The sequence below is a fragment of the Enterobacter sp. MGH 38 genome, assembly GCF_000492855.1.
GTDB lineage: Bacteria > Pseudomonadota > Gammaproteobacteria > Enterobacterales > Enterobacteriaceae > Enterobacter > Enterobacter hormaechei_C.
Genome location: NZ_KI535608.1, coordinates 1012303 through 1025234 on the forward strand (window position 1 = coordinate 1012303; position 12932 = coordinate 1025234).

Annotated in this window: 13 protein-coding genes; 7 read left to right on the plus strand and 6 right to left on the minus strand. The window is 54.9% G+C overall.

Annotated elements, in window-relative coordinates:
- Positions 1–17 precede the first annotated feature (17 nt).
- Both L384_RS06575 and L384_RS0121220 read right to left on the minus strand, forming a co-directional pair.
- Positions 18–470, minus strand: coding sequence for a DUF3828 domain-containing protein (locus L384_RS06575; protein WP_023324526.1), 453 nt, complete (start codon positions 468–470; stop codon positions 18–20).
- A 1-nt stretch (position 471) separates the two neighbouring features.
- The gene (locus tag L384_RS0121220; protein ID WP_032628209.1) at positions 472–831 is read right to left on the minus strand and encodes a hypothetical protein; all 360 of its coding nucleotides are present in this window, start codon (positions 829–831) and stop codon (positions 472–474) included.
- Between the two features lie 496 nt (positions 832–1327).
- On the opposite strand from L384_RS0121220, the gene sufA reads away from it, so the two are divergent.
- From sufA to L384_RS06540, 7 genes are all read left to right on the plus strand, one after another.
- Complete coding sequence (gene sufA / locus L384_RS06570) at positions 1328–1696, plus strand: Fe-S cluster assembly scaffold SufA (RefSeq protein ID WP_003857741.1); 369 nt, start codon at positions 1328–1330, stop codon at positions 1694–1696.
- Between the two features lie 8 nt (positions 1697–1704).
- Entirely contained in the window at positions 1705–3195 is a 1491-nt protein-coding gene (gene sufB, locus L384_RS06565) for a Fe-S cluster assembly protein SufB (protein WP_003857739.1), read from the plus strand.
- Positions 3196–3204: 9 nt separating this feature from the next.
- Entirely contained in the window at positions 3205–3951 is a 747-nt protein-coding gene (gene sufC / locus L384_RS06560) for a Fe-S cluster assembly ATPase SufC (RefSeq protein WP_003857736.1), read from the plus strand.
- Entirely contained in the window at positions 3926–5197 is a 1272-nt protein-coding gene (gene sufD / locus L384_RS06555) for a Fe-S cluster assembly protein SufD (RefSeq protein WP_022650922.1), read from the plus strand. Before sufC ends, sufD begins: the two co-directional genes overlap by 26 nt.
- Positions 5194–6414, plus strand: coding sequence for a cysteine desulfurase SufS (sufS, locus tag L384_RS06550; protein WP_023324528.1), 1221 nt, complete (start codon positions 5194–5196; stop codon positions 6412–6414). The genes sufD and sufS overlap by 4 nt, the downstream gene beginning before the upstream one ends.
- Positions 6415–6428: 14 nt before the next feature.
- Complete coding sequence (sufE, locus tag L384_RS06545; RefSeq protein ID WP_003857730.1) at positions 6429–6845, plus strand: cysteine desulfuration protein SufE; 417 nt, start codon at positions 6429–6431, stop codon at positions 6843–6845.
- A gap of 97 nt (positions 6846–6942) precedes the next feature.
- Complete coding sequence (locus L384_RS06540; protein WP_003857729.1) at positions 6943–7956, plus strand: L,D-transpeptidase LdtE; 1014 nt, start codon at positions 6943–6945, stop codon at positions 7954–7956.
- Positions 7957–8016: 60 nt separating this feature from the next.
- Here the strand turns inward: L384_RS06540 and lpp are convergent, their stop codons facing one another.
- The 4 genes from lpp to L384_RS06520 all read right to left on the minus strand — a co-directional run bounded on the left by lpp (position 8017) and on the right by L384_RS06520 (position 12893).
- Positions 8017–8253 (minus strand): murein lipoprotein Lpp, encoded by a 237-nt coding sequence (gene lpp, locus L384_RS06535; RefSeq protein ID WP_001082307.1) that lies wholly within the window; start codon positions 8251–8253, stop codon positions 8017–8019.
- Positions 8254–8565: 312 nt separating this feature from the next.
- Positions 8566–9987, minus strand: coding sequence for a pyruvate kinase PykF (gene pykF / locus L384_RS06530; protein ID WP_003857687.1), 1422 nt, complete (start codon positions 9985–9987; stop codon positions 8566–8568).
- A gap of 377 nt (positions 9988–10364) precedes the next feature.
- The gene (locus L384_RS06525; RefSeq protein ID WP_022650924.1) at positions 10365–11510 is read right to left on the minus strand and encodes a trans-sulfuration enzyme family protein; all 1146 of its coding nucleotides are present in this window, start codon (positions 11508–11510) and stop codon (positions 10365–10367) included.
- 12 nt (positions 11511–11522) lie between these two features.
- Entirely contained in the window at positions 11523–12893 is a 1371-nt protein-coding gene (locus tag L384_RS06520; RefSeq protein ID WP_023324529.1) for a pyridoxal-phosphate dependent enzyme, read from the minus strand.
- Between the last annotated feature and the right edge of the window lie 39 nt (positions 12894–12932).

Consider the following 12932-nt stretch of genomic DNA (forward strand, 5'->3'; position numbering starts at 1 on the left):
CCTGTCATATCGTCGGTTTATTCCATCATCAGGTTGTCTGAAATATTCATACTGGCCACGGATTCAACTTTCCACACGCCATCTTCCTTGACCATGCAGTCAATCACGGTGTGATCCCGCTTTTTGCCGAATGAGATATAAACCTGCATACAGGCGGCATCGTAATCCAGCGCCCGCGCACTGACGATGCCCCAGTCATCTTCATATCCCTGAGCCTTGATGAACATATCGACGTCAGGCACGTCATATTCATCTGGATCCAGCTTATCCATGGCTTTGAGTTTGCTGATAGTTTCGCGGGTTACATATGGCCTCAGCGCTTCATAGTTTTTCAGGGGCTCTTTCCCGATAATAATTTGCGAGATGTACCACTTATTAAACTGAAGGGCAGCGGATACCTCAGGGGTGAACTTCTGTGCAGCGGATGCGAGAGTGGGCAGAAGCAGGATCGCCAGAATTATTTTTTTCATGTCAGTCATGCCTGTAAATTGCATATGCTGGCTTTAATTCCCGGTATTCCTTTCCCGGATACATTGTTCGCTGAACAAAATCAGAGTACCAGACGCCGTTCCCACCATAGATGCAAGCGTGGCCATATGGGTGGTGCGCTGTGGGCTGGATCACCGCTACATCGCCCTCAACAGGCTCACCGTAAACCTGGTGGAAACCCGCCAGAATTAAATTGCTTTTCATATCCTTAGCATAATGCGTGTTCTGTAGATTAGCACCGCCGGAGCGAATGGATTTTGAAACAAATTCTGCACATCTTTTTTGGCTATACTGACCTGCATGCTGGCGAGCATGAACTGCGGCTTTATGGGCACTCCACATAATTTGATCCCTTACTGAATGAGTGGTTAAAAAGGGAAACATTACGCCGAAAAGGGACGAGTTTATGTAAATAATCATGAGCGGAATTTAACCACTATCAGACTGATAAATAATGGTTAACTCATCCATTAAACGTCTTTATGCGCGCTCAGGTAAGGCAAAAAAGAATTAAAAAGAACCTGGCTTAAGGGGGAGGCATCCGTAAATAATGTATTTGGTGCCTGGGCGTACTTTAGCTATCTTAAAAATAGGTATTTCCAATACAATTTTTATCATTGCCCGCTACCTCACCGCCTTTCTTATGAAATTCGTTATTTATCAATGCATTGAACAAATCTAACCATCCCATCCGCATCCCGTCACAGGGTCTATGCTTAATGAAAGTAGCCAAAAAGGGCGGTTTAGCCCAAAGCCCCTGCTCGCAGGGGGTTGAAGTGATAATCGTTATCACTAACATGGTGTTATGCCCTGGTGGCTTATCAGATGAGGTGGACCTATGGAACTGCATTCAGAAACCTTCAATCCGGCCGATTTTGCCTGGCGTGGCTTAACGCTGACGCCCGCGGCGGCGGCGCATATTCATGAGCTGGTGGCAAAAAATCCCGACATCCTCGGCGTACGCTTAGGCGTTAAGCAGACTGGCTGCGCGGGATTTGGCTACGTGCTGGATACCGTAACCGAACCTGAAAAGGACGATCTGGTCTTTGAAACCGACGGTGCAAAGTTATACGTCGCACTACAGGCGATGCCTTTTATCGATGGAACCGAAGTCGACTACGTTCGGGAAGGTTTAAACCAGTTATTCAAATTTCATAACCCGAAAGCCCAGAACGAATGCGGCTGCGGCGAAAGCTTTGGGGTATAGGCGGTACTATGTCTCGTAATACTGAAGCAACGAGTGATGTAAACACCTGGAGCGGCGGACACCTCAACTATAAAGAGGGTTTCTTCACGCAGCTGCAAACCGATGAACTGGCGAAAGGCATCAACGAAGAGGTCGTGCGCGCCATTTCGGCGAAACGTAACGAGCCGGAGTGGATGCTGGAGTTTCGCCTGAGCGCATTCCGCGCGTGGCTGGAGATGGAAGAACCCCACTGGCTGAAAGCGCATTACGATAAGCTGAACTATCAGGATTATAGCTATTACTCTGCGCCCTCCTGCGGCAGCTGTGATGATACCTGCGCCTCGCAACCCGGTGCGGTACAGCAAACCGGTGCCGAGAACAGCTTCCTGAGTAAAGAGGTGGAAGAGGCGTTCAATCAGCTCGGCGTGCCCGTGCGCGAAGGCAAAGAGGTGGCGGTAGACGCCATTTTTGACTCCGTCTCGGTGGCAACCACCTACCGTGAAAAACTGGCGGAGCAGGGGATTATTTTCTGCTCCTTCGGGGAAGCCATTCACGATCACCCGGAGCTGGTGAAAAAGTACATTGGCACCGTGGTACCCAGTAACGATAACTTCTTCGCGGCACTGAATGCGGCGGTGGCGTCAGACGGTACCTTTATCTACGTGCCGAAAGGCGTGCGCTGCCCGATGGAGCTCTCGACCTATTTCCGCATCAACGCGGAAAAAACCGGCCAGTTTGAACGCACCATCCTGGTGGCCGATGAAGGCAGCTACGTTAGCTACATCGAAGGGTGCTCCGCTCCTGTGCGCGACAGCTACCAGCTGCACGCGGCGGTGGTGGAGGTCATCATCCATAAAGATGCGGAAGTGAAGTACTCTACGGTACAGAACTGGTTCCCGGGCGACGGTAACACCGGCGGTATTCTGAACTTCGTCACCAAGCGTGCGCTGTGCGAAGGCGAAAACAGCAAAATGTCCTGGACGCAGTCAGAAACCGGCTCCGCCATTACCTGGAAATACCCGAGCTGTATTCTGCGCGGCGACAACTCAATCGGTGAGTTTTACTCCGTGGCACTGACCAGCGGTCATCAGCAGGCCGATACCGGCACCAAGATGATCCACATCGGTAAAAACACCAAATCGACCATCATCTCCAAAGGGATCTCTGCCGGTCACAGCCAGAACAGCTATCGCGGGCTGGTGAAAATCATGCCGACGGCAACCAACGCGCGTAACTTCACCCAATGTGACTCCATGCTGATTGGCGCGGACTGCGGGGCGCATACCTTCCCGTATGTCGAATGCCGCAATAACAGCGCCCAGCTTGAGCATGAGGCAACTACGTCACGTATTGGTGAAGATCAGCTTTTCTACTGCCTGCAACGCGGGATCAGTGAAGAAGATGCGATTTCAATGATCGTTAACGGCTTCTGTAAGGACGTGTTCTCTGAACTGCCGCTGGAATTTGCCGTTGAAGCCCAGAAACTCCTCGCCATTAGTCTTGAACACAGCGTCGGTTAAGGAAAGCACATGTTAAGCATTAAAGATTTACAGGTTAGCGTGGAAGAGAAAGAGATCCTGCGTGGCCTCAATTTTGACGTCAAACCGGGTGAAGTTCACGCCATCATGGGGCCAAACGGCTCCGGGAAAAGTACGCTTTCAGCGACGCTGGCAGGACGCGAAGATTATGAAGTTACCAGCGGCTCCGTTGAGTTTAACGGCAAAGATCTGCTGGAGATGTCGCCGGAAGAGCGTGCCGGCGAGGGCATCTTTATGGCCTTCCAGTATCCGGTGGAAATTCCGGGCGTCAGCAACCAGTTCTTTCTGCAAACCGCGCTGAACGCGGTGCGCAAGTATCGCGGCCTTGAGGCGCTGGATCGCTTTGACTTCCAGGATCTGATGGAAGAGAAGATCAAGCTGCTGAAAATGCCGGAAGATCTGCTGACCCGCTCGGTAAACGTGGGTTTCTCCGGCGGTGAGAAGAAACGTAACGATATTCTGCAAATGGCGGTTCTGGAGCCAGCGCTGTGCATTCTCGATGAGACCGATTCAGGGCTGGATATCGATGCCCTGAAGATCGTTGCCGACGGGGTGAACTCCCTGCGTGATGGCAACCGCTCATTTATCATCGTGACACATTACCAGCGAATTCTGGACTACATCAAGCCGGACTATGTCCACGTGCTTTACCAGGGACGCATTGTGAAATCCGGTGACTTTACGCTGGTTAAACAACTGGAGGAGCAGGGTTATGGCTGGCTTACCGAACAGCAGTAATGCACTTCAGCAGTGGCACCGGCTGTTTGAAGCGCAGGCTGGAGCGCGCTCTGAACAGGCTCAGCACCATCTCCAGCAGATGCTGCGTCTCGGTTTACCGACGCGTAAACATGAGAACTGGAAATATACCCCGCTGGATGGCCTGCTGAACGGCGAGTTTGTCACCCGTCTGGCGCAGGTCAGCCCCGATCAGCGCGACATGCTGGCGCTGAGCGTGGATGCCGTGCGTCTGGTGTTTGTCGACGGTCTGTTCCGTGCGGAGCTGAGCGACAGCGTGCAGGAGAGCGGGTTCGATATCGTCATTAACGATGAACGTCAGTCGCTGAACGCGCCTGTTCAGCCTGAAGTCTTCCTGCACCTGACAGAGAGCCTGTCACAATCTGTCACCCATATTCGCGTTAAGCGTAACCAGCGCCCGGCGAAACCGCTGCTGCTGATGCATATCACCCAGGGCGTTGCGGGTGATGAGATTAACACCGCCCACTATCGCCACCATCTTGAGCTGGCAGAAGGGGCGGAGGCGACGGTGATCGAGCATTACGTCAGCCTTAACGACACCCGTCATTTCACCGGTTCGCGTCTGACGATGAACGTGGCGGCCAATGCCCAACTGCACCACATCAAGCTGGCGTTTGAGAATCCGCTCAGTCACCACTTCGCCCACAACGATATTCTGCTGGGCCAGGATGCCGCGGCGTACAGCCACAGTTTTCTGCTTGGCGGCGCGGTGCTGCGCCACAATACCAGCACCCAGCTGAACGGTGAAAACACTACGCTGCGTATTAACAGCCTGGCGATGCCGGTGAAGTCAGAAGTGTGCGACACGCGCACCTGGCTTGAGCATAACAAAGGCTACTGCAACAGCCGTCAGCTGCACAAAACCATCGTCAGCGACAAAGGACGTGCGGTGTTCAACGGCCTGATCAACGTGGCGCAGCACGCCATCAAAACTGACGGGCAGATGACCAACAACAACCTCTTGCTGGGACGTCTGGCAGAGGTGGACACCAAACCACAGCTGGAAATCTATGCGGACGACGTTAAATGCAGTCACGGTGCGACGGTCGGGCGTATTGACGATGAGCAGATGTTCTACTTGCGCTCGCGCGGGATAGACCAGCAGGCCGCGCAAAAGATGATTATTTACGCCTTTGCGGCTGAGCTGACGGAAGCGCTGCCCGATGGCGGACTTAAACAGCAGGTGCTGGCCCGTATCGGTCAGCGACTGCCTGGAGGCGAAGCATGACATTTCCCGTAGAGAAAGTCCGGGCAGATTTTCCGGTACTGACCCGTGAAGTGAACGGTCTGCCGCTGGCCTATCTCGACAGTGCGGCCAGCGCGCAAAAACCGAATCAGGTGGTGGATGCGGAAGCCGAGTTTTACCGCCACGGTTATGCGGCGGTACATCGCGGGATCCACACCCTGAGCGCCGAGGCGACCCAGCGCATGGAAAACGTGCGCACGCAGGTTGCAGCCTTCCTCAACGCGCGTTCGCCGGAAGAGCTGGTGTTCGTGCGCGGCACCACCGAAGGGATCAACCTGGTGGCTAACAGCTGGGGCAATGCGCAGGTGCACGCGGGGGATAACATCATCATCACCCAGATGGAGCACCATGCCAACATCGTGCCCTGGCAGATGCTCTGCGAGCGTGTGGGGGCGCAACTGCGGGTGATCCCCCTGAATGAAGACGGCACGCTCCAGCTGGAAAAGCTGGACGCTCTGCTGGACGACAGAACGCGGCTGGTGGCGGTGACCCACGTTTCAAACGTGCTGGGCACGGAAAATCCGGTGGCGCTGATCGTCGACAAAGCCCATCAGGCCGGTGCGAAAGTGTTGATTGATGGTGCCCAGGCGGTGATGCACCATGCGGTTGACGTTCAGGCCCTGGACTGCGATTTCTACGTCTTCTCCGGGCACAAGCTGTATGGCCCGACGGGCATCGGCGTATTGTATGTGAAAGAGGACATTCTCCAGGCCATGCCGCCGTGGGAAGGGGGCGGGTCAATGATCGCCACCGTCAGCCTGACGGAAGGCACAACCTACGCCCGTGCGCCCTGGCGCTTCGAGGCGGGTACGCCCAACACGGGCGGGATCATCGGGCTGGGCGCGGCCATTAGCTATGTCTCTGAAACGGGGCTGGCGGCGATTCAGGAGTACGAACAGCTGCTGATGCATTACGCCTTGCAGGAGCTGGTCAGCGTCCCGGACCTGACCTTATATGGTCCTGCTGACCGTCTGGGTGTGATAGCCTTCAACCTCGGCAAGCATCACGCCTATGATGTGGGCAGTTTCCTTGATAATTACGGCGTCGCTGTGCGTACCGGGCATCACTGCGCGATGCCGCTGATGGCGTATTATGAGGTACCGGCCATGTGCCGCGCATCGCTGGTGATGTACAACACAACGGAAGAGGTCGACAGACTGGTGGCGGGATTAAAACGTATTCATCAGCTGCTTGGCTAACGGAGAGGCGAGAGATGGCAGATTTGCCGGACAGAGATAAATTGCTGCGCAACTTTGGGCGTTGCGCGAACTGGGAAGAGAAATACCTTTATATCATCGAACTGGGTCAGCGCCTGCCGCCGCTCAGCGAAGAGGCGCATAACCCGGACAACATCATTCAGGGCTGCCAGAGCCAGGTCTGGATCCAGATGCAGCAGACGGATGATGGCGTAATCGATTTACAGGGTGACAGCGATGCCGCCATTGTGAAGGGGCTTATTGCCGTCGTATTTATTCTTTATCACCAGATGTCGGCGCAGGATATTGTCGCCTTTGACGTTCGCCCGTGGTTTGAAAAAATGGCCTTAACCCAACACCTCACCCCGTCCCGATCCCAGGGACTGGAAGCGATGATCCGCGCCATACGCGCCAAAGCCGCAATCCTTAGCTAAACTGACAGAACAGCATTCATTCTGTTTCGCGGGGTGGTTTCCACCTCGCTGGTTTTTCAGCTTTCTGACGTTTGGTCAGTGAATAAGGAATCTCAGCATGAAGCGCGCGTCTCTAATAACTCTATTACTCCTTGGTTCGCTCAGTGCTGTTAATTCAGCCAGGGCGGTTGATTATCCTTTACCGCCCGCAGGCAGCCGCCTGATTGGGCAAAACCAGACATACACCATTCAGGAAGGGGACAATAAACTTCAGTCTATCGCTCGTCGGTTTAATACCGCCGCACAGCTCATCCTTGAAACCAATAATACCATTGCACCGGTGAATCCTGCGCCAGGAACGGTCATTACGATCCCTTCCCAGATGCTACTGCCGGACACCGAGCGTGAGGGCATTGTGGTGAATCTGGCGGAGCTGCGTCTTTACTTCTATCCGCCTGGCGAAAATATCGTGCAGGTCTATCCGCTGGGTATTGGTCAGCTTGGGCTGGAAACACCGGTCAGCACCACCCGTGTGAGTCAGAAAATCCCTAACCCTACCTGGACCCCCACAGCGGGCATCAGAGCGCGCTCACTGGCCCAGGGAATTAAACTGCCGCCTGTGGTACCCGCAGGGCCAAATAACCCGCTGGGGCGCTTTGCGCTTCGTCTGGGTATCGGGAATGGGGAATATCTTATTCACGGCACCAGCGCGCCGGACAGCGTAGGGCTGCGGGTCAGCTCGGGCTGTATGCGGATGAACGCGCCGGATATCAAAGCGTTGTTTGAGCAAGTGCGCGTCGGCACGCGGGTGCAGATTATCAATGAGCCGGTGAAGTTCTCCATCGAGCCGGACGGCAAACGTTATATCGAAGTGCACAGGCCGCTGGCGCAGGCAGAGGGCGAAAACCCACAGACGGTGCCGTTCACGCACTCGGCGGCGTTTACCGCTTTTGCAGCGGAGTCAGGTAGCGATAAAACGCTTATCGATAAAGCCCTGGCGCGCAGAGCCGGGATCCCGGTTGCCGTTTCAACAGGCAATGGTTCGTCAGCCAGCAATTCTGTCCTGTCGGTTCAGAATAGTCGTGTCTCAGCGGCGGTGGCGGAAGACGAGGGAGAGAAAGCGCTTCAGTAGAGGTTTGACTAAGGCAAAAAAAATGGCGCACAATGTGCGCCATTTTATTAACAGGTACTATTACTTACGGTATTTAGTAGCCTGGTTGTCCAGACGCTGGTTAGCGCGAGCTGCGTCGTCTTTAGCAGCCTGAACGTCGGAACGCATTGCGTTCACGTCGTTGCTCAGCTGGTCAACTTTAGCGTTCAGAGTCTGAACGTCAGAAGACAGCTGATCGATTTTAGCGTTGCTGGAGCAACCTGCCAGCAGAGTAGAACCCAGGATTACCGCGCCCAGTACCAGTTTAGTACGATTCATTATTAATACCCTCTAGATTGAGTTAATCTCCATGTAGCGTTACAAGTATTACACAAAGTTTTTTGGGTTGAGAATATTTTTTTGATGGGATTACGCCTATTTTTGATCGTTCGCTCAAAGAAGCAACGAAATCGGCAATTTTGACGAAAAAGCTATGTTAAAAAAGGCATTTTTCATCGGATTCATCTTAGATAAATCGCGATTAAATAGAAAAACCCGATTTGCTTTTTGAATAGTTCTGGTTAAAGGCGGGAATAAAAAAAGCGCCCCGAAGGACGCTTTTTAACAAAACAATAATTTGTTCGTGAAATATTACAGCACGTGGACAGATGCCGTGTTGGTGGTGCCGCTTGGAACCAGCGCGCCAGAAACCATAACCACCACGTCGCCTTTCTGAGCCAGGCCACAATCAACCAGTTCCAGAGCCACTTCTTTACCCAGACGATAGAAATCATCGGTAGAGGCAATCTCTTTCACCAGGTGTGGGATTACGCCTTTGCTCAGCACCAGCTGACGCGCGGTGGTTTCGTTGGTGGTCAGCGCCAGAATGGTCGCATCCGGGAAGTATTTACGCACGGCACGCGCAGATTTACCGCCCTGGGTCGCCACGACAATCAGCGGGGCTTCCAGTTTCTCGGCGGTTTCTACCGCACCACGGCACACGGCTTCGGTGATGCGCAGTTTACGGCTGTCGTTGTTGTAATCCAGACGGCTTTTCATCACGCGGTCGGTACGCTCACAGATGGTCGCCATGATGCTGACCGCTTCCAGAGGGTATTTCCCTTTTGCAGATTCGCCAGACAGCATAACGGCATCGGTACCGTCGAGGATGGCGTTCGCAACGTCGCCTGCTTCAGCGCGGGTAGGGCGTGGGTTTTTGATCATGGAGTCCAGCATCTGCGTTGCGGTGATAACCACTTTACGCGCGCGAACACATTTCTCGATCATCATCTTCTGCGCGAAGATCACTTCTTCAACCGGGATTTCAACGCCCAGGTCGCCACGCGCTACCATGATACCGTCAGACGCTTCGAGGATTTCGTCGAAGTTGTTCAGGCCTTCCTGGTTTTCGATCTTGGAGATGATCTGGATGTTCTCGCCGCCGTGCGCTTTCAGGTGCTCACGGATCTCAACCACGTCAGAACGTTTACGGATAAAGGAGGCAGCAACGAAGTCCACGCCTTGTTCGCAGCCGAAGATCAGGTCTTGTTTGTCTTTTTCAGCCAGCGCTGGCAGAGCAATGGACACACCCGGCAGGTTGACGCCTTTGTTTTCGCCCAGATCGCCGTTGTTCAGCACTTTACAGATAACTTTGTTACCTTCGATAGCGGTCACTTCCATGCCGATCAGGCCGTCATCTACCAGCACGGTGTTGCCAACAGACAGGTCGCTGGTGAAGCCTTCGTAGGTCACGGCAACGATTTCGTTATTACCCACAACGGATTTGTCGGTGGTGAAGGTGAAGGTCTGGCCCGCTTTCAGGGAAACGTCGTTACCGCCTTCCAGTTTGATGGTGCGGATTTCAGGACCTTTGGTGTCGAGCAGGATTGCCGCTTTTTTCCCGGTCTTGCTCATCACGTTGCGCAAGTTCTGGATACGCTGGCCGTGTTCAGCATAGTCGCCGTGGGAGAAGTTCAGACGCATCACGTTCATGCCGGCATCCAGCATTTTGCTCAGCATCTCTTCGGATTCGGTTTTCGGGCCGATAGTACAAACAATTTTCGTCTTTTTCATGACAGTCTTAGTCTTTAAGTTGGGAAGGATATGGAAATCTCGCTCCGGGGGCGCACCGCCGCGGAGTCAAACCTGTGTTGCGAAAGAGTATATGACACGCACTAAGAATAGGTGACATCAAATGAGCGTGCAGAAGAAAGTGTGCCTGAGTGCCAGCCCAACGAAGGAGAGGAGAAGTTGTACGTTGTTTTTTGTATTCCAAGCGCTGAAACCATTCACCAGGGATTTGGCGCGCATTATACGCTGATTTACAGTAAAAAGGAAAATGGAAACAGCGTTTCAAAAACAATCTGTGCAGATTCACATAAGTTTGTTATCAAGGCGTTAAGGCCTAATGTCATCTTATGACGGCAGGCGCAACGCCCGCCGTTTTTTGCTCACTTTTTCAGCGCTTGTTTAAGGTCGGCGATCAGATCCTTCGCATCTTCAATCCCCACCGACAGGCGGATAAGCTGCGGCACAATGCCGTTTACAAGACGTTGCGCCAGTGGAATGGAGGCGTGGGTCATGCTGTAGGGCTGGCTCACCAGACTCTCCACACCGCCAAGGCTTTCCGCCAGGGTAAAGAGCGTAAGATGACGGATCACCTCTGTCGCGCGCTGCGCATCGCCTTTAATCACAACGGAGATCATGCCGCCCGGCAGCGCCATTTGTCTGCGGGCCAGCGCATACTGGGGATGTGACGCCAGCCCGGGATAGAACACGCTGTCTACCTGCGGATGCTGCTCCAGCCATTGCGCAATCGCCAGCGCATTGGCGCTGTGCTTCTCAACGCGCAGTGAGAGGGTGCGAATGCCCCGCAGCGTCAGGAAGCTGCTGAACGGATCCAGAACGCCGCCAATCGCGTTTTGCAGATAGCCCAGACGCTCCGCCAGATCCTTATTCGACCCCACAACAGCCAGCCCGGCAACCACGTCTGAATGACCGTTGAGATATTTGGTGGCGGAGTGGACCACTATGTCGAACCCCGCCTCCAGCGGCCGGTGAATGACCGGGGAGGCGAAGGTATTATCCGCCACGCTGATCGCATTATTGCGCCGGGCAATGTCCGCGATGGCCTCCAGGTCGGCCAGTTTCAGCAGCGGGTTCGTTGGCGTTTCCACCCAGATCATGCGCGTGTCCGGGCGAATGGCGGCCTCAAGTCCGGCTACATCGTCCGGCTTAACCCAGCTCACCTGTAACCCGGTGCTGCGCTTGCGCACGTTTTCGATCAGGCGATACGTACCGCCATACACGTCGTCAATGGCGACGATATGGCTGTCTTTATCCAGCAGTTCGAGCACGGTGGAAATGGCCGCCAGCCCTGACGCGAAGGCGTACCCGCGCGTGCCGCCTTCCAGTTCGGCGATGGCGGTCTCCAGCGCATGGCGGGTTGGGTTGCCGCTCCGGGAGTATTCGTAGCCGGTATGTTCACCCGGTGCCGGTTGCGCAAACGTCGACGTGGCGTAAATTGGCGGCATCACGGCGCCGTGCGGGTCGTGATACTCACCACTGTGAACGCTGAGGGTGGCCAGGTTTTTCATCTTTTGCTCCTTTTATTTTGTCAGGCGGTTACGCCAGGCGGTGAGTACGTCACTGCGTGTGATCAAACCCAGAAAGCGGTTTTCGTCATAAATAATCGCCACCAGGCCACGGTCAAAGATGGCGTACAGGGCGCTCTCCGGGGCCTGCTTATCCAGATATTCAACCTGACGCGTCATGGCCGCCGTCACGGGGAGGGAGAAGCGATCGGCATCTCCCCCGATGTGTCGCAGCAGGTCCCACTCGTCGATGATGCCGACGACCTTGTTGTCATCGAGCACCGGCAGCTGAGAGATGTCGTACAGGCGCATGCGGGCCAGCACGGTGGAAAGCGTGTCGTCCGGGGCGGCAGTCACCGTCGCGCCTTCATCGTGGCGCAGGGCAATATAGTCCGAGAGATCGCCTGCCTGCGGACGCGAAATCAGCCCCTGCTGGCGCATCCAGTCGTCATTGAACATCTTCGAGAGGTATTTATTGCCGCTGTCGCAGGCGAAGGTGACCACACGTTTTGGCGTAGTCTGCGCCTGGCAATATTTCAGCGCTGCCGCCAGCAGCGTGCCGGTGGAGGAGCCTGCCAGGATCCCTTCCGTTTTTAGCAGATCGCGGGCGGTGGTGAACGCCTCGCGATCGGTAATGCGCCAGGCGCGGTTAACCCCCTCGATGTGCGCCAGCGGAGGAATAAAGTCTTCGCCAATCCCTTCAACCAGCCACGAGCCGGCATCGTGATAGCGTCCGGTCTCAACCTGGTCCGCCAGTACCGACCCGGCCGGATCGGCAAGCACAAATTCCGTCTGCGGCGAATGTTCTGCAAACCACGCCTGTAAGCCGCCCAGCGTACCGCCGGACCCCACGCCGACGACGATGGCATCGATCTGGCCGTCAAGCTGTTCAAACAGTTCCGGCGCGGTAGTGGTGCGATGCGCCAGCGGATTGGCCGCGTTACTGAACTGGTCGATATAAAACGCGCCTGGCAGTTCGTTCGCCAGCCGCCGGGCATAATCCTGATAATAGGCCGGATGCCCTTTGTTCACATCCGAGCGGGTCAGCACGACCTGCGCCCCTAACGCGCGCAGGTGGAAAATCTTCTCGCGGCTCATTTTGTCCGGCACCACCAGGATCAGCGAGTAGCCCTTCTGCGCCGCAATCAACGCCAGCCCCAGGCCGGTGTTCCCCGCCGTAGCTTCAATAATGGTGCCGCCGGGCCTTAGCTGGCCCGTACGCTCGGCTTCGTTAATCATCGACAGCGCGACGCGGTCTTTAATCGAGCCGCCGGGATTCTGGTTTTCCAGCTTCAGAAACAGCGAGCAGGTGCCGGTGTCCAGCTTGTGCAGCTGGATGAGCGGCGTACGGCCAATCAGTTCGGTGACGGAGTGGTAAAGCGTCATGGTCATGTCCTGTGAAGAGGTGATGACCGGATGATAGAA